This is a genomic window from Shimia sp., from assembly GCF_049116215.1.
Lineage (GTDB): Bacteria > Pseudomonadota > Alphaproteobacteria > Rhodobacterales > Rhodobacteraceae > Shimia.
Genome location: NZ_JAGDZB010000006.1, coordinates 92254 through 108625 on the forward strand (window position 1 = coordinate 92254; position 16372 = coordinate 108625).

The following is a 16372-nucleotide window of genomic DNA, read 5'->3' on the forward strand; positions in this document are numbered from 1 at the left end:
GCCTGTTGATACATTCCGAACTTGAATGTTGTTGCCCACCCCCTTTAGCTTGAAAGGTAAGAATTCCGCTGACAAGCGCGCGGGCGCAGGAGGGGCCAAATGAAAGAAAAGACATTCAAAATTGCCGGGCCAATGTTTGATCGCCGCGGGGCGCTGCGATTGATGGGCGGGAGTGCATTGTCAATTGGCGCCGGGCTTGGGAGTGGCATGGCATGGGCCAATGAGGATGAACTCATCCGATCCCATGGCTATTCGTTTTTTGGCGATCTGCAGTACCCGGCGGACTATCCGCATTTTGCCTATGTGAACCCCAATGCGCCAAAAGGCGGCACCATCACGATGAGCACACGCGGCACCTTTGATGGGTTCAACCGGTATTCCTGGAAAGGCGGCAACCCGGAAACCAGCGCAGGCGTTGTGGCAGAAAGCATGTTTGCCGAAATGCCTTGGGGTGGCGGCGCACCAGCGGATTCCATCACCGACAGCTATTGTTTGATTGCGAAAGAGGTGGAGTATCCTAAAAGCCAGGAATGGTGTGTGTTCCACATGCGCGATGATGTGGTTTTTAGCGACGGCTCCCCGCTTCGGGCGCAGGACGCGGCGTTTACCCACAACCTGTTTTTGGAGCAGGCCATCCGGTCTTATGCACGGTCTGTGAAAGAACGGATCACCGGCGTTGAAGTGATTGACGATCACACAATCAAATACACTTTCGCCGAGGGCATTTCACGCCGATCGTTGATCAGCCAAGTGGGCGGCACGCCCATTTTCTCAGAAGCCTGGTACAAAGAAACCGGCGAGCGGTTGGATGAACCGTCTATCTTGGCGCCAATGGCCTCCGGGCCCTATCAAGTTGGCGACTACGAGTTTAATCGCTACGTCGAATATGTCCGCAATCCAAACTACTGGGGTTGGGATCACCCGGCCAATGTAGGGCGGTTCAACTTTGACAAAGTCCGGATTGAGTATTTCACCGACGCTACCGCAGAATTTGAAGCCTTCAAGGCTGGCGAGTTCACCTACCGCTCAGAAGGCTCTACCAAGCGGTGGGCGACAGGCTATGACTTCCCTGGCATCCAGAACGGCACCGTGAAGAAAGAGGCGCTGCCCAGCGGGTCTGCGCCGACAAATTTTGGCATGTTGTATAACACGCTGCGCGCGCCGCTTGATAACCGCGATGTCCGTCATGCGCTCTCTTTGGCGTTTAACTTCGAATGGGTGCGCGAGTCGCTTCAGTATGAGCTGACCACGCAACGAAGTTCGTTTGCTGAAGGCCAGGAGTGGGAAGCCAAAGGTGTGCCGGAAGGCGCAGAACTTGAGCTTCTGCAATCACTGGGCGATGCGGTTCCAGCAGAAATGCTGACCGAACCAGCGGTTGTGCCGCACACGTCTAACCCGTCCAATCCAATTGACCGTCGCAACAAGCGTGCGGCGCTGAAGTTGTTTGAGAAAGCCGGTTGGACCGTAAATGACGCCGGTGAAATGGTGGATGGCGACGGCAAACAGATGTCGCTGGATTGTCTTGTGATTGCGACTTGGGATGAAACCCGTCTCGCGCTGATTGAAACCTACGTGAAAACGCTGGCCAACTGGGGCATCAAAGTCAAAGCCGATAAGGTTGACAGCGCGCAGGCGCAGCAGCGGTGGATCGATAAAGACTACGATATGATCTACAACCGCTATCGGTCCTTTGCGGCCGCTGGCACGGGGTTGCACCAGATGTTTGGCTCCAAAACAGCCGAGGTGTCTACCTATAATCCATCTGCACTGCGCAGTTCCGCCGTGGATGCGATCATTGATGCCGCGCTAGCAACCACAACACGCGAAGACGAAGTGGTCGCGTTGACAGCTTTGGACCGGGCTTTGCGCTATGAGCGCATCATGGCACATTCAGGATATGTCGGCGAAAGCTGGGTGTCGTATTTTGATATGTATGAGCGCCCGGAAGAGCTGCCGCCCTATGCGGTCGGTGTGTTGGATTTCTGGTGGTACAACAAAGACAAGCATGAGGCGTTGATCGCCTCTGGCGCGTTGCGGAAGTAATCCGGTGGGCGCTTATATCCTCCGACGACTGTTGCTTGTGATCCCAACCCTGCTTGGGGTCATGATCATCAACTTTACACTGGTGCAATTTGTGCCGGGCGGGCCTGTGGAGCAGGTCCTTGCCAAGATGCAGGGCGAGGGCGATGTGTTCGCGGGCTTTGCCGGTGGTGGCGAAGACATCGCCACGGAGGAGACTTTTGGCTCAGACAGTGAATACTTGGGGGCAAGGGGATTGCCCAAAGAGTTCATTGAGGAGCTGGAGAAAGAGTTTGGCTTTGACAAACCGCCGCTGGAGCGGTTCCTGACGATGATGGGCAACTACCTGCGTCTGGATTTCGGCGAGAGCTATTTCCGCAAAATCAGTGTGACGGATCTGGTGCTGGAGAAAATGCCTGTGTCGATCACGCTGGGGCTTTGGTCAACGCTCATTGCCTACATTGTGTCTATACCGCTGGGCATTCGCAAGGCTGTGAAAGATGGCACGCCATTTGATACCTGGACGTCAGGTGCCATTATTGTGGGTTATGCCATCCCGGGGTTCCTGTTTGCGATCATGTTATTGGTTTTGTTTGCCGGGGGCTCCTATTGGAAGATCTTCCCTTTGCGCGGACTGACTTCGGACAACTTTGAAGACCTGACGATGATTGGCAAAATGCTCGACTATGTCTGGCATATTGCCTTGCCGGTTCTTGCGTCCACCATTGCGGCTTTTGCCACGCTGACATTGCTGACGAAGAATAGCTTTCTGGATGAGATCAAGAAACACTATGTGATGACGGCGCGGGCCAAAGGGCTGACGGAAAAACGGGTGCTCTATGGCCATGTGTTCCGCAACGCGATGCTGATTGTGATCGCGGGCTTTCCGGCGGTGTTTATCAGCGTGTTCTTTGGCGGTTCGGTGTTGATTGAGACCATATTCTCGCTCGATGGACTGGGCAGGCTGGGCTTTGAAGCTGCGGTGGCGCGGGACTATCCAGTGATCTTTGGCACTCTGTTTGTCTTTGGCCTCATTGGGCTCGTGGTCGGGATCCTTTCTGACATGATGTACGTGTTTGTGGATCCACGCATCGATTTTGAGAAGAGGGAAGGCTGATGGCATTGTCTCCTCTGAACCAACGGCGCTTGAGCAACTTCAAGCGCAACCGGCGCGCACTTTGGTCTTTGATCATTTTCTCGGTGGTGTTTGTGCTGTCGCTGTTTGCCGAATTTCTTGCAAATGATCGGCCTATCCTGATCAACTACCGTGGCGAATTCTACACGCCGATCTTCAACTTCTATCCCGAAACCACCTTTGGTGGGGATTTCAAAACTGAGGCGGTTTACAATGATCCGGTGGTGGAGTGTTTGATCACAACCGGTGGTGTGGAAGATTGTTTTGATGTGCCTGAGGACATGTTGGAACAGGTTGCGGCTGGCACATTTGACCATGCAGTTTTCAAAAAAGGTTGGACGCTCTGGCCTCCGATCCCCTACAGCTATGACACTCCCGTGGATCGCGCAGGTGCGGCGCCATTGCCGCCTGACAGCCAGAATTGGCTGGGCACCGATGACCGCAAGCGTGATGTATTGGCGCGGGTGATTTATGGCTTCCGCCTTTCGATTATATTTACCCTTGTGGTGACCACAGCGGCGAGCATCATCGGTATCGTTGCGGGCGCGGTTCAAGGCTACTTTGGCGGTTGGGTGGATCTGATCTTTCAGCGGGTGATCGAGATTTGGGGGGCGACTCCAAGCCTGTATATCATCATCATTATGTTCGCGATTCTGGGGCGCAGCTTCTGGCTTTTGGTCCTGCTGACGGTGTTGTTCAGTTGGACGGCTCTGGTGGGTGTAGTGCGGGCAGAGTTCCTGCGGGCGCGCAACCTCGAGTATGTGCGCGCGGCCAAGGCGTTGGGCGTGAGCAATCGGGTGATTATGTTCCGCCATATGTTGCCAAACGCGATGGTGGCGACCGTGACCATGTTGCCGTTTATCGTGACGGGCACAATCAGCACACTGGCCGGATTGGATTTCCTGGGTTTTGGTTTGCCGTCTTCGGCGCCAAGCCTTGGCGAACTGACACTTCAGGCGAAGCAAAACCTACAGGCGCCGTGGTTGGCATTCACCGCGTTTTTCACCTTTGCCATCATGCTGTCGCTTCTGGTCTTCATCTTTGAAGGCGTGCGCGATGCGTTTGACCCAAGGAAGACTTTTTCATGAGCGTTTTGGAGGTCAAAGGCCTACGCGTGGCATTCCGGCAGGACGGAGAGCGGGTGGAAGCCGTGAAAGGCGTGTCCTTCACCGTGGATCGCGGCGAGACCGTGGCGCTGGTAGGCGAGTCCGGGTCCGGAAAGTCGGTCACGGCTTTGTCTACCGTGTCTTTGTTGCCGGAGAGCGCAGAGGTTGCGGGTTCGGTGACCTATGAGGGTCAGCAGATGGTTGGCGCCTCGGGAAAGCTGCTGCGCAAGGTGCGCGGCAATGACATCAGTTTTATCTTTCAGGAGCCGATGACCTCGTTAAACCCGTTGCACACCATCGATAAGCAACTGGCCGAAAGTCTGGCGCTGCACCAAGGGGTGACCGGCGACAAAGCGCGGGCGCGGGTGTTGGAGTTGCTGGAGAAAGTTGGGCTGCGAGATGCGGAGCAACGGTTGAGCTCTTATCCCCATCAGCTGTCCGGTGGGCAGCGGCAGCGGGTGATGATTGCCATGGCGTTGGCCAATAAGCCCGACATCCTGATTGCGGATGAGCCGACCACAGCACTGGACGTGACCATTCAGGCGCAGATTTTGGAGTTGTTGGCGGAGTTGAAGGCCAGCGAAGGCATGGGGCTGTTGTTCATCACCCATGATCTTGGCGTGGTGCGGCGGATTGCTGACAAAGTCTGCGTCATGAAGGATGGCGAGATTGTCGAGGCCGGACCGGTGTCCGAGATTTTCGACAATCCGCAGCATCCTTACACGCAGCTTCTGTTGAGTGCGCAGGCAAGCGGCATTCCTGAACCGGTGGAAAGCAACGCCGAAGAAATGGTGTCGACTGAGAACTTGCGGGTGTGGTTCCCGATCCAGCAGGGATTGCTCAAGCGTACAGTTGGGCATGTGAAAGCGGTTAATGATTCCAGCCTGTCCGTGCGTGCCGGAGAAACACTTGGCATTGTGGGGGAAAGTGGCTCCGGCAAGACCACGCTGGCCTTGGCGATCATGCGGTTGATTGGCAGTGAGGGCAAAATCACCTTTGACGGCCATGATGTGCGCAAGTGGAGCACCAAAGAGCTGCGAGCGCTGCGCAAAGATATGCAAATTGTGTTTCAAGACCCGTTTGGCAGCCTGAGCCCGCGCATGACCTGCGAGCAGATTATCTCTGAAGGGCTTGGTGTACACGGCAATCCAGATGGGCGCGATACGCGCACCCTGGTTGGCGAGGTCATGGTTGAGGTTGGTCTCGATCCGGCGGCGATGGATCGCTATCCCCATGAGTTTTCTGGCGGTCAACGGCAGAGGATTGCGATTGCGCGAGCGATGATCTTGCGGCCCAAGCTGGTGGTACTGGATGAGCCGACCTCGGCGCTCGACATGACTGTGCAAGTACAAATCGTGGAGTTGCTGCGCAATTTGCAGAAGAAATATGGGTTGGCCTACCTGTTCATCAGCCACGATCTGCATGTGGTGCGGGCGATGAGCCATAAGATCATGGTGATGAAAGCAGGGGATGTGGTGGAGCATGGCGACTCAGAAGCGTTGTTTGACAATCCACAGACCAATTACACCCGTGAATTGCTGGCGGCGGCTCCAGGGTGACCAGTCTGCGTTTTGATGCTGCGAAGCCAACCGATGCAAAGCGTTTGGCCAACCTACGTGTGAAGGCGATGCAGCCAAGTCTTGAAGCTGTGGGCCGGTTCAATCAGGAGCGGGCGCGGCGGCGGTTTTTGGACACGTTTGTACCCGAAGACACCACGATGGTGTTTTCGGGCAAACAATTGTTGGGCTTTTTTGAGCTGCGTGACCGCGAGGATCACCTTTACCTCGATCATTTCTATATCGCGCCTGAGGAGCAAGGGCGTGGGATTGGGAGTATGATCCTGCAATGGATTTTGCGTGATGCGGCCGAGCGAGACCTGCCAGTGCGGTTGATGGCGCTCAAAGGCAGCGCCGCCAACAAGTTCTACCGCCTGCATGGCTTTGAGGTGACGGGTCAAGAAGAGTTCGACACGCGTTATCAGTGGGTGCCAGAACCAGAATAGGCCAGCCCAGAGGGCCGGCCTATTTGTCTTCACACATCGGGGAGATCAGATCGCCGCGCTGTGCTGAGCCTTGCTCATGTCATAGGCGTCAAACGCGCGCGCAATGATGCGGGTCAGCGGGCGTGTTGCCTCAGGGATGACTAAGGCCCCGCTTTCCAGTGCCAGCACGTCCGGAAATTCTGCCATGACTTTGGAGAACATCTCGTTGAGCTCGGCGCGGGAGATGTCAAAACGGTCAACAATCTCATCCGCATCAATACGGAAGTCACACATCAGCGCCTCGATCAGGCGGCCGCGCAGACGGTCATCGTCGGTGAAGGTGTGGCCACGAGAGGTGGAGAATCGACCGTCTCGGATCGCACCGGTGTGGGCCGAGGTGGCCGGGGCGTTCTGCGCGAAGCCTTGTGGGAAACGCGCAATGGAAGACGCGCCCACGGCCAGCAACACATCAGCGGTGTCGTCGGTGTAGCCTTGGAAGTTGCGGCGCAGAGTGCCGTTGCGTTGGGCCACGGACAGGCCGTCGGTTTTGGTGGCGAAGTGGTCGATGCCAATTTCGTCGTAGTCGTCCCACAGGAAGAGTTTGCGCGCCGTTTCATAGAGCGCGAGGCGCTCTTGGGGCGTTGGCAAAGCGTCCGAGGGGATCATCTGTTGACGCTTGGCCATCCACGGCACGTGTGCATACCCATAGAGCGCCACGCGATCCGGGGAGAGCGACAGAAGCTTCTGGACGCTTTCGGTGATGCGGGCCTGGGTCTGATGTGGCAAGCCAAACAGAATATCTGCATTCACGCTTTTGACGCCATGCGCGCGGATCATATCAACCGCATCGCGGGTGATGTCGTAGCCTTGAATACGACCAATGGTTTTTTGGATCTCGTCGTCAAAATCCTGCACGCCAATGGAGGCGCGGTTCATGCCAGCTTTGGCCAGGACTGCCAAACGCGCATTGTCGATCTCATTTGGGTCGATCTCAACCGAAAACTCGCCGTCCGCCGCCATGGGCGCGACGTCGAAGATAGCGCCAGCCAGGTCTTCCATCATGCCGGGATCAAGAAGGGTTGGCGTGCCGCCGCCCCAATGAAGGCGGGAGAGCGTGACGTCTTCAGGCAGCGAAGCCTTTAGGATTTTGAGTTCGCCTTTTAACGTTTCAACATACGTGGCAACCGGGGAGAGCGTGGAAGTGCCTTGGGTGCGGCAGGCGCAGAACCAGCAAAGGCGGCGACAAAACGGCACATGCACGTAAAGTGAGACTTGCGATCCGGTTGGAATCGCTTCAATCCACGCCTTGTAAGTGTCTGGCGTCACGTCGTTGTTAAAGTGCGGGGCTGTCGGATAGCTTGTGTAACGCGGAACTTTCGCGTCAAACAGTCCGAGTTTGGCCAATTGTTTTTCCTGTTCCATAAGCGTACTCATAAAGAAATGGGAAATGCGAACCCTTGACCCAGATCAAGTCTAGGTATGAACAGGTATGAACGAGACATTGGACCTTACGGTTGGTTGTGAAAGCTGCCCGATCAAACATCGGGCCGTATGTGCGCGCTGTGACGCTGACGAACTCGAGACGTTGGATGGCATCAAGTATTACCGCAGCTTTGAAGCCGGTCAGACGGTTATTTGGTCCGGCGACCGCATGGAGTTTGTCGGCTCTGTCGTGTCTGGGATCGCGTCGCTGACACAGACCATGGAAGACGGCCGGACACAGATGGTTGGCCTGCTACTTCCAAGTGACTTTGTTGGCCGTCCGGGGCGTGAGTTTGCGAGTTACGATGTTGTCGCAACCACAGATCTTGTGATGTGCTGCTTCCGACGTAAGCCGTTTGAAAGCATGATGGTGGAAACCCCACATGTGGCGCAGCGTTTGCTTGAAATGACCTTGGATGAGCTGGACGCGGCGCGCGAATGGATGTTGGTGCTGGGCCGCAAGACAGCACGAGAGAAGATTGCCAGCCTGTTGTCGATCATTGGGCGTCGGGATGCCTCACTGAAGTTGGAAGGCACCATTGGCAGGATTGTGTTTGATCTGCCGCTGACCCGTGAGGCGATGGCGGACTACCTTGGGTTGACGCTGGAAACCGTGAGCCGCCAGATGTCTGCTTTGAAGCGGGACGGGGTGATCGAGCTTGAAGGCAAGCGTCATGTCACCGTCCCAAGTTTTGAGCGCCTGATGGACGAAGCGGGTGATGATGCCGACGGTGGGATGATGGCCTAAAGCCAGTGCACCGACAGACATAGAAAAAGGCGGGGTAGTCCCCGCCTTTTGTTTTGCCAAACCGATGCGTGTCCCACGACGCATCGACTGGCAAATAAGTGTGATTAGTGCGACAGGAACACCGGAATATTGGCCTGTTCCAACATGTTGCGGGTAGCGCCGCCCAGAATGGCTTCGCGGAACCGCGAATGGCCGTAGGCGCCCATCACGATCATATCGGTCTTGGTGTCGGTGGCGTGGCGCAGCAGCACGTCGGAAACGCGCGGTTGTGTTTTTGACAGCACGTCAACTTCGACACGCACGCCATGGCGCGACAGGAATTGCGACAGCAGGCCGCCGGGATCGGAGCGGTTTGGGCCGTGAGTTGGCGGATCTATCACCACCACATGCACCAGATCTGCAGCTTTCAGGAAAGGCAGGGCGGCGCGGGTGGCAACCAGTGCTTCGGCACTTTCGTTCCAACCAATGGAAATGTTTTTTGGCGCCGCGATGGGGGCTGCGCTTTCAGGCACCATCAAGACCGGAGCCTGACCTTCAAACAGAGCTGCTTCCAAAGTGGGCTCCAGTTCGGTGCCTTGATTCTTGCCGTAGGGCTTTGGCAGGACCACAAGGTCGGCGAATCGCGAGCGTGCGGCCACATGTCGCCCTAGGTCGGCAATCTGTGTCACGCCAGTATCGCAGGCCCAACGGACCTCGGTGTTGGACAGCGCAGCCTCTGCCGCAGCCTTGATGGCGTCAGCCTCTTCATGGGCGCGTTTGAGCATTTCCTGCATCAAAAGGGCATCTGCACCCGCGTAGAAGTAGCCTGTTTGCGAACGATCAACCCCAAGTGCCAACACGTCAAGGTGGGCATCTTGGGCTTCTGCGAGGGCAATTGCCTGCGCCAAAGGGGCGGCTGTGAAGTCGGAGTCTGTCAGAACGCACAGCAAAGATTTGTAGTTCATTGTCACTCACCCGTGTTATGGAAAGGTGTAAATTACATACGACTTTTCTTTGTAGGTGCAGATAAAGCCGTTTCTCTTGAAGTAGATACAGACAGAGATCCCAGTCAGTTTCCTTGACCCAGATCAAAGCGAAATTTTCGCTGCACCTGCAAAAGACGATTGGTCAAATCCGCCCCAAGCCCGAAGAAGAATCGGGCAGGGCAAGACGAAGGGACGCGAAATGGTAAATTACTTCAAGCTGATCGCGCTAGGCCTCATCACGTTTTTTGCGTTGATAGCGGCCAACTATGCGCGTGATTTAGCTTATATGGTACACGCCCTGATTATTTCGGGCGTGTCCTTTGGGCTGTTTATTTGGGTCCTGCGCGGCATGGGCACCGTGACGGTGCATGCGCAGGATGAATACATGGATGACGTGATCCGCTACGGCGTGATCGCAACCGCTTTTTGGGGGGTTGTTGGGTTTCTGGCAGGCGTGTTTATCGCGTTCCAGCTGGCCTTTCCAGCGCTCAACTTCGAGTGGGCACAGGGCTACGCGAACTTTGGTCGTTTGCGCCCGCTGCACACCTCGGCGGTGATTTTTGCGTTTGGCGGTAACGCGCTGATCGCGACATCCTTCTATGTTGTGCAGCGCACCAGCGCGGCGCGACTGTGGGGTGGCAACCTTGGTTGGTTTGTCTTTTGGGGCTACCAGCTTTTTATCGTTCTGGCAGCGACAGGCTACCTTCTGGGCGGTACACAGTCCAAAGAATACGCGGAACCTGAGTGGTATGTCGACCTGTGGCTGACCGTTGTTTGGGTGGCCTATCTGGCGGTGTTCCTCGGCACAGTGATCAAGCGTAAAGAGCCGCACATCTATGTGGCCAACTGGTTTTTCCTCGCGTTTATCGTCACCGTTGCGATGTTGCACGTGGTCAACAACCTGACCATTCCTGTGTCCATCTTCGGCTCCAAGTCGGTAATCGTCTGGGCCGGTGTGCAAGACGCGATGGTGCAGTGGTGGTACGGCCACAACGCTGTTGGCTTCTTCCTGACCGCGGGCTTCCTGGGCATGATGTACTACTTCATCCCGAAGCAGGCCGAACGTCCGGTGTTCTCCTACAAATTGTCGATCATCCACTTCTGGGCACTGATCTTCCTGTATATCTGGGCTGGTCCGCACCACCTGCACTACACCGCGTTGCCTGACTGGGCTTCGACCCTCGGCATGGTGTTCTCCGTGGTGCTGTGGATGCCGTCCTGGGGTGGCATGATCAACGGTCTGATGACCCTGTCTGGTGCCTGGGACAAGCTGCGTACCGACCCCGTGATCCGCATGATGGTGATCTCGGTGGGTTTCTACGGCATGTCGACTTTCGAAGGTCCTATGATGTCGATCCGCGCTGTGAACTCGCTGTCTCACTACACCGACTGGACCATCGGTCACGTGCATTCCGGTGCACTGGGTTGGAACGGCATGATCACATTCGGCTGTCTCTACTTCTTGGTGCCTGTGCTGTGGAAACGTGAGCGTCTGTACTCGTTGCAGCTCGTGAGCTGGCACTTCTGGCTCGCCACCATCGGCATCGTGCTTTACGCGGCGTCCATGTGGGTGACCGGTATCATGGAAGGCCTGATGTGGCGTGAAGTGGATGCCAATGGCTTCCTGGTGAACTCCTTTGCCGACACTGTGGCTGCGAAGAAACCGATGAACATCGTGCGTGGTCTGGGCGGGGTCATGTTCCTCACCGGTTCCATCATCATGTGCTACAACCTGTGGATGACTGTACGTAAGGCACCGGCCAAAGAAGCCAGCCTGTCCGTCGCAGTCCCGGCTGAATAAGGAGGGCCGGCAGCTATGGCTATTCTCGACAAACATAAGATCCTCGAGACCAACGCGACCCTCCTGCTTGTTTGCAGCTTCCTGGTCGTAACCATCGGTGGCATCGTACAAATCGCGCCTTTGTTCTGGCTCGAAAACACCATTGAGGATGTAGAGGGCATGCGCCCCTACACCCCTCTCGAACTCGCGGGACGCGACATTTATCTGCGTGAAGGCTGCTATGTCTGCCACAGCCAGATGATCCGCCCAATGCGTGACGAGGTGGAGCGCTACGGTCACTACTCGCTGGCAGCGGAATCCAAATACGATCACCCGTTCCAGTGGGGCTCCAAGCGGACAGGTCCTGACCTTGCCCGTGTGGGTGGCCGTTACTCCGATGATTGGCATCTGGACCACATGCGCAACCCGCAGTCCGTGGTACCTGAATCGATCATGCCGAAGTATGGCTTCCTCGAGAAGAAGATGATCGATGGCAAGTACATCGGTGACGTGATGAAAGCGAACGCGATTGTGGGTGTGCCTTACACCGAAGACATGCTGGAAAATGCCCAGTCTGACTTCATGGCGCAGGCCGATCCGGACAGCGATTATGACGGTCTTCTGGAGCGCTACGGCGAAGTGAGCGTGAACGTGCGCAACTTTGACGGTCAGCCTGGTGTGTCCGAAATGGACGCGATGATTGCGTATCTTCAGATGTTGGGCACGTTGGTTGATTTCTCGACCTTCACGCCGGCGGCGTCGCGGTAAGGAGGGGATCTAATGGAAACCTATTCCTTCCTGCGAGAGTTCGCGGACAGCTGGATGCTTCTGTTCCTGTTCTTGTTTTTCCTTGCGATCGTGCTGTGGGTGTTCCGCCCTGGCGCCAGCACAGAGTACAAAGACACGGCCAGCATTCCGTTCCGTCATGAAGATAAACCGGCCACGACTGAGGAGGCACGGACATGAGCAAGCCATCAAAAAAGTTTGACAGCGATCCAAACACCACCGGCCACGTTTGGGATGGGATTGAGGAATTTGACAATCCGATGCCGCGTTGGTGGTTGTGGGTGTTCTACGTCACCATCATCTGGGGCATTGGCTATGTCATTGCGTATCCAGCATGGCCGGGCATCACTGGCGCCACCAAAGGCGTTTTGGGATGGTCGACACGTGCCAATGTTGCAGCGGACATTCAGGCGGCTGAAGACAAGCTGGCGCCAATCAACGCCAAATTGGAAGCTGCTGAGCTGACCCAGATCACCACTGATCCTGAGTTGGGTTCTTATGCAGTGTCTGCGGGCGGCGCGGTGTTCAAGACTTGGTGTGCGCAGTGTCACGGCTCTGGTGCTGCTGGCGCGGTTGGCTATCCCAACCTGCTGGACAACGACTGGCTCTGGGGCGGTGACATCGAGAACATCTACCTGACGGTCAACCATGGTATCCGTAACACGGAAGACGACGATGCGCGGTATTCCGAGATGCCTGCCTTTGGAGATGACTACCTCGAAGACGATCAGATCGATGCGGTTGTGAACTATGTGATGTCGCTGTCCGGTGAGGCAAAAGATGCCTCCGTTGTGGCGGCAGGTGCAGAAGTCTTTGCGGATGAATGCTCCTCTTGTCACATGGAAGATGGCACCGGTGACCGCGCTCAGGGGGCGCCAAACCTTGCGGATGCGATCTGGCTGTTTGGTGGGGACTACGACTCCATCAAAGAGACTGTCACCTACAGCCGCTTTGGGGTGATGCCGTCTTGGGGTAACCGTCTGACCGAAGCACAAGTGCGTGCTGTGTCGGCCTATGTGCACCAGCTGGGTGGCGGCGAATAACTTCGCCCACTTTGGAAACACAGACCGCTCCGGGAAACCGGGGCGGTTTTTTGTGCTTTTGTTCCGGAAAATTTTGCCAATTTGACAAAGATCAAGTTTTAGACCGCGCCGCCCTGGTAAAACTGTTTTAAGGGCAGCACGCCGCAACCGGAGCTGCTCGTTGGGTGTCGATCTTTCCGTCCTGTTCGCGCGTTTCCTGGAAAGATTGGCACCCACAATTATCCCACCTCAAAATCTCTTGCATTTTGCGCCATCTGGTTGGCGAATTGCGCCATCTCACATATGTTGAGTTCACGTAAAGGGAGGCGCAAATGCACAAGCAGGTTCGGTATCCGGTCCACAAATCGACAGGTGGTCTGTTGCGGTCTTCCGGGATTTCTCCGGAACGGGTGCTGCGGCGCGCCCAAATGCCGGTTGATCTCTTCGATACGGAGAACCGTGGTGTCACCGCGCAGCAGTTCTTCACGCTATGGGAAGCGATTTCTGAGGAAATCGACAATCCCAAAGTGGTGGTGGAAATGGCCAAAGCGATGGCGCGTGGACCGTTTATTCCCGCCGCCTTTGCCTTTTCGTGCAGCCCCAACATTGCCACCGGCTTGCGACGCAAAGCGGTTTTTAAGCCCTTGGTCGCGCCGATCAAACTGTTGGTGTCCGAAACCGAGTCGCATCTTGTTTTGGATATCGATGTGGCTGAACCAAATCTGGATGTGCCGAAATGTATGGCGGCGTTTGAGATGGTGTATTTCCTCGAGATGTGCCGCACGTTTACCGGTGTGGATTTTTTACCGGTAGAGGTAGGGGTGCCCGAGTTTATGGAAGACCAGGCGGTCTTTGATCGCCATTACGGGCGCAAAGCGGTGATCACCCCGCGGCCCAGACTGACGATTACACGAGAGGACGCGTACCGACCGCTGATCTCGGAAAACCCACAGTTGTGGGCCGGATTCGAGCGGGAATTGACGCGACAGCTGGCCGAGCATCGCCGGAACTTGACGATGGCGGTGCGGGTGCGCAATGCGCTTTTGGAACTCTTGCCTGCTGGTCAGGCTTCGGTGGATGCGGTGAGTGATCGGCTTGTGACAAGCCGCCGCAGCCTGCAACGACATCTGAGCAAAGAAGGGCAGACCTTCCAATCGGTGCTGGATGACACGCGGTCCGATTTATCCTTACATTACCTGCGCCAAGCGGACATGAGCGTTGAGGAAATCTCTTATTTGCTGGCTTATCGTGACCCAAATTCCTTCTATCGTGCTTTCCAAAATTGGACCGGCCGCACCCCTGCGCAAATGCGCGCAGAGCTACTCTGACGCAGGGAGGTTCCAATCGCGAGGGTGTAAAAGGTGAGTCACAAATGTGAGATTTGACACAGGTCAATGTTCTGGCGTCCAATCGTTGGGACAAGATCGAAAAAATCTCCTCTCCAAACATGTGAGTGATTCCGTGAGCAAAAGTCCTGCACCGTCGCTGTACGAGGCACGCGAGCCAATCTTTCCGAAACGTGTTTACGGGCCGTTTCGCAATCTAAAATGGATCATTATGGCGATCACGTTGGGTATTTATTACCTGACGCCGTTGCTGCGTTGGGACCGAGGACCCAGCTTGCCAGATCAGGCCGTGCTGATTGACATCGCCAACCGCCGGTTCTTCTTTTTCATGATCGAAATCTGGCCACATGAGTTCTACTTTGTGGCTGGCCTTCTGATCATGGCTGGTCTTGGGTTGTTTCTGTTCACCTCTGCCTTGGGGAGGGTGTGGTGTGGCTACGCCTGTCCGCAAACCGTTTGGACAGATTTGTTCATTCTGGTGGAGCGCTGGATCGAAGGGGACCGCAACGCGCGTCTGCGTTTGCATCGGCAGAAGAAGTTGGATTTCCGCAAAATCCGCCTGCGGATCACCAAATGGGTGACCTGGCTTCTGATTGCGATGGCAACCGGCGGAGCGTGGGTTTTCTACTTCGCCGATGCACCGACCCTAGCTGTGGATCTCGTCACCGGAAACGCGCATCCAATTGCGTACACCACTATTGCGGTTTTGACTGGTACCACCTTTCTTTTTGGTGGCTTCGCGCGGGAGCAGATTTGTATCTATGCCTGCCCATGGCCGCGTATCCAAGCCGCGATGATGGACGAGGACACGCTGACCATTGGCTACCGCGATTGGCGGGGAGAAAACCGCGGAAAAGGCAAACGCACCGAAGATTCCGATCTGGGCGACTGCATCGATTGCATGGCATGCGTGAACGTTTGCCCGATGGGGATCGACATCCGTGATGGGCAGCAAATGGAGTGTATCACTTGTGGTCTGTGTATTGATGCCTGTGATGACATCATGGACAAGATCGGCAAGCCACGTGGCCTGATCGATTATCTTGCACTGTCGGATGAAGACAACGAACGTGGTGGCAAGCCGCCAAAAAGCGTCTGGACCCACATCTTCCGTCCGCGCACGATCATGTACACCTCTCTATGGTCGCTGGTTGGCATTGGTTTGGTTGTCGCGCTGTTTATGCGGTCTGATATCGAGGCGACGGTTGCGCCGGTGCGCAACCCAACCTTTGTGACGCTGTCAGATGGCTCTATCCGCAACACCTATGAGGTGCGTCTGCGCAACAAACATGGCGAAGACCGCATGTTCCGGATATCGTTGAAAGGTGAACCTGATCTGCGGGTGCAGCTTGAAGGCACGCCATATGAAGCGGTAAATGTCCCTGCTGACCAAATGAAAAACCAGCGTGTTTACGTCATTGCCCCTCCAGGGTCGGCGCCGGCCAATGGCAGTTTGACCAACTTCCGCTTCTGGTTTGAGGACACAGGCAACGGTGACCGCGTGCACAAAGACACTGTATTTAATGGAAAGGGCCACTGATGGCTGAGAAAAAATTCACCGGCAAACACTTCTTGATGGTGTTTGTAGGAGCGTTCGGCATCATCATCTCCGTGAACCTGTTTTTGGCATGGAATGCGGTGGCAACCTTCCCGGGGTTGGAAGTCAAAAATTCTTACGTCGCCAGCCAGAGTTTTGATGCGCGTCGCGACGCGCAAGAGGCTCTGGGCTGGGACGTCAGTGCCCGGGCCAAAGGCGGCTTGTTGATCCTGTCGATCACCGATGAAGATGGTGCGCCGGTGCAGGTCACCAATCTGGATGCGGTTCTGGGGCGGGCGACCCATGTTCAGGATGACCGCACTCCGGACTTTCAGTTTGATGGCAAAGCTTATGTCGCGCGGGAAGAACTGGCGCCGGGCAATTGGAACATTCGTATGAATGCCACTGCGCTGGACGGCACGCCGTTTGAGCAGCGAGTGATCCTGCGTGTGGAGAAGAGCTAAG

15 protein-coding genes are annotated in these 16372 nt (G+C 55.9%); 13 read left to right on the plus strand and 2 right to left on the minus strand.

Features of this window, described 5'->3' with window-relative positions; genetic code table 11:
- Positions 1-99: 99 nt before the first annotated feature.
- The 5 genes from JXR15_RS17020 to JXR15_RS17040 are packed head-to-tail and all read left to right on the plus strand — an operon-like array spanning position 100 to position 6262.
- Positions 100-2043 carry an extracellular solute-binding protein gene (locus JXR15_RS17020; protein WP_422054396.1) on the plus strand — a complete coding sequence of 648 codons (1944 nt, stop codon included), beginning with the start codon at positions 100-102 and terminating at the stop codon, positions 2041-2043.
- Between the two features lie 4 nt (positions 2044-2047).
- Positions 2048-3136, plus strand: coding sequence for a microcin C ABC transporter permease YejB (locus tag JXR15_RS17025; RefSeq protein ID WP_422054397.1), 1089 nt, complete (start codon positions 2048-2050; stop codon positions 3134-3136).
- On the plus strand, positions 3136-4242 hold the full coding sequence (locus JXR15_RS17030; RefSeq protein ID WP_422054398.1) for an ABC transporter permease: 1107 nt from the start codon (positions 3136-3138) through the stop codon (positions 4240-4242). Before JXR15_RS17025 ends, JXR15_RS17030 begins: the two co-directional genes overlap by 1 nt.
- Positions 4239-5819: an ABC transporter ATP-binding protein gene (locus tag JXR15_RS17035; protein WP_422054399.1), complete on the plus strand. Its 1581-nt coding sequence runs from the start codon at positions 4239-4241 to the stop codon at positions 5817-5819. The genes JXR15_RS17030 and JXR15_RS17035 overlap by 4 nt, the downstream gene beginning before the upstream one ends.
- The gene (locus tag JXR15_RS17040; RefSeq protein WP_422054400.1) at positions 5816-6262 is read left to right on the plus strand and encodes a GNAT family N-acetyltransferase; all 447 of its coding nucleotides are present in this window, start codon (positions 5816-5818) and stop codon (positions 6260-6262) included. Before JXR15_RS17035 ends, JXR15_RS17040 begins: the two co-directional genes overlap by 4 nt.
- Before the next feature lie 45 nt (positions 6263-6307).
- Here the strand turns inward: JXR15_RS17040 and hemN are convergent, their stop codons facing one another.
- Positions 6308-7663, minus strand: a complete 1356-nt coding sequence (gene hemN, locus JXR15_RS17045; protein WP_422054401.1) for an oxygen-independent coproporphyrinogen III oxidase — start codon at positions 7661-7663, stop codon at positions 6308-6310.
- 67 nt (positions 7664-7730) lie between these two features.
- On the opposite strand from hemN, the gene fnrL reads away from it, so the two are divergent.
- Entirely contained in the window at positions 7731-8471 is a 741-nt protein-coding gene (gene fnrL / locus JXR15_RS17050; protein ID WP_422054402.1) for a transcriptional regulator FnrL, read from the plus strand.
- A gap of 104 nt (positions 8472-8575) precedes the next feature.
- On the opposite strand, the gene JXR15_RS17055 is transcribed toward fnrL, so the two are convergent.
- On the minus strand, positions 8576-9415 hold the full coding sequence (locus tag JXR15_RS17055) for a universal stress protein (protein WP_422054403.1): 840 nt from the start codon (positions 9413-9415) through the stop codon (positions 8576-8578).
- 220 nt (positions 9416-9635) lie between these two features.
- Between JXR15_RS17055 and ccoN the strand changes: the two genes are divergently transcribed.
- From ccoN to JXR15_RS17090, 7 genes are all read left to right on the plus strand, one after another.
- Complete coding sequence (ccoN, locus tag JXR15_RS17060; protein WP_422054404.1) at positions 9636-11237, plus strand: cytochrome-c oxidase, cbb3-type subunit I; 1602 nt, start codon at positions 9636-9638, stop codon at positions 11235-11237.
- Between the two features lie 15 nt (positions 11238-11252).
- Entirely contained in the window at positions 11253-11984 is a 732-nt protein-coding gene (gene ccoO, locus JXR15_RS17065) for a cytochrome-c oxidase, cbb3-type subunit II (protein WP_299425472.1), read from the plus strand.
- Positions 11985-11996: 12 nt separating this feature from the next.
- Complete coding sequence (locus JXR15_RS17070) at positions 11997-12182, plus strand: cbb3-type cytochrome c oxidase subunit 3 (RefSeq protein ID WP_422054405.1); 186 nt, start codon at positions 11997-11999, stop codon at positions 12180-12182.
- The gene (ccoP, locus tag JXR15_RS17075; protein ID WP_422054406.1) at positions 12179-13045 is read left to right on the plus strand and encodes a cytochrome-c oxidase, cbb3-type subunit III; all 867 of its coding nucleotides are present in this window, start codon (positions 12179-12181) and stop codon (positions 13043-13045) included. Before JXR15_RS17070 ends, ccoP begins: the two co-directional genes overlap by 4 nt.
- Before the next feature lie 311 nt (positions 13046-13356).
- Positions 13357-14352 (plus strand): AraC family transcriptional regulator ligand-binding domain-containing protein, encoded by a 996-nt coding sequence (locus JXR15_RS17080; RefSeq protein WP_422054407.1) that lies wholly within the window; start codon positions 13357-13359, stop codon positions 14350-14352.
- Positions 14353-14473: 121 nt separating this feature from the next.
- A complete protein-coding gene (ccoG, locus tag JXR15_RS17085) occupies positions 14474-15910 on the plus strand; it encodes a cytochrome c oxidase accessory protein CcoG (protein ID WP_422054718.1) in 1437 nt (478 codons plus the stop codon).
- Positions 15910-16371, plus strand: coding sequence for a FixH family protein (locus JXR15_RS17090; RefSeq protein WP_422054408.1), 462 nt, complete (start codon positions 15910-15912; stop codon positions 16369-16371). The genes ccoG and JXR15_RS17090 overlap by 1 nt, the downstream gene beginning before the upstream one ends.
- Position 16372: the final 1 nt, after the last annotated feature.

Excerpts from the sequence above, each read along its gene's own strand:
- JXR15_RS17020 (WP_422054396.1), top strand. The coding sequence starts at position 100 with ATGAAAGAAAAGACATTCAAAATTGCCGGGCCAATGTTTGATCGCCGC.
- JXR15_RS17030 (WP_422054398.1), top strand. The coding sequence starts at position 3,136 with ATGGCATTGTCTCCTCTGAACCAACGGCGCTTGAGCAACTTCAAGCGC.
- JXR15_RS17035 (WP_422054399.1), top strand. The coding sequence starts at position 4,239 with ATGAGCGTTTTGGAGGTCAAAGGCCTACGCGTGGCATTCCGGCAGGAC.
- hemN (WP_422054401.1), bottom strand. The coding sequence starts at position 7,663 with ATGGAACAGGAAAAACAATTGGCCAAACTCGGACTGTTTGACGCGAAA.
- fnrL (WP_422054402.1), top strand. The coding sequence starts at position 7,731 with ATGAACGAGACATTGGACCTTACGGTTGGTTGTGAAAGCTGCCCGATC.
- JXR15_RS17055 (WP_422054403.1), bottom strand. The coding sequence starts at position 9,415 with ATGAACTACAAATCTTTGCTGTGCGTTCTGACAGACTCCGACTTCACA.
- ccoN (WP_422054404.1), top strand. The coding sequence starts at position 9,636 with ATGGTAAATTACTTCAAGCTGATCGCGCTAGGCCTCATCACGTTTTTT.
- ccoO (WP_299425472.1), top strand. The coding sequence starts at position 11,253 with ATGGCTATTCTCGACAAACATAAGATCCTCGAGACCAACGCGACCCTC.
- JXR15_RS17070 (WP_422054405.1), top strand. The coding sequence starts at position 11,997 with ATGGAAACCTATTCCTTCCTGCGAGAGTTCGCGGACAGCTGGATGCTT.
- ccoP (WP_422054406.1), top strand. The coding sequence starts at position 12,179 with ATGAGCAAGCCATCAAAAAAGTTTGACAGCGATCCAAACACCACCGGC.
- JXR15_RS17080 (WP_422054407.1), top strand. The coding sequence starts at position 13,357 with ATGCACAAGCAGGTTCGGTATCCGGTCCACAAATCGACAGGTGGTCTG.
- JXR15_RS17090 (WP_422054408.1), top strand. The coding sequence starts at position 15,910 with ATGGCTGAGAAAAAATTCACCGGCAAACACTTCTTGATGGTGTTTGTA.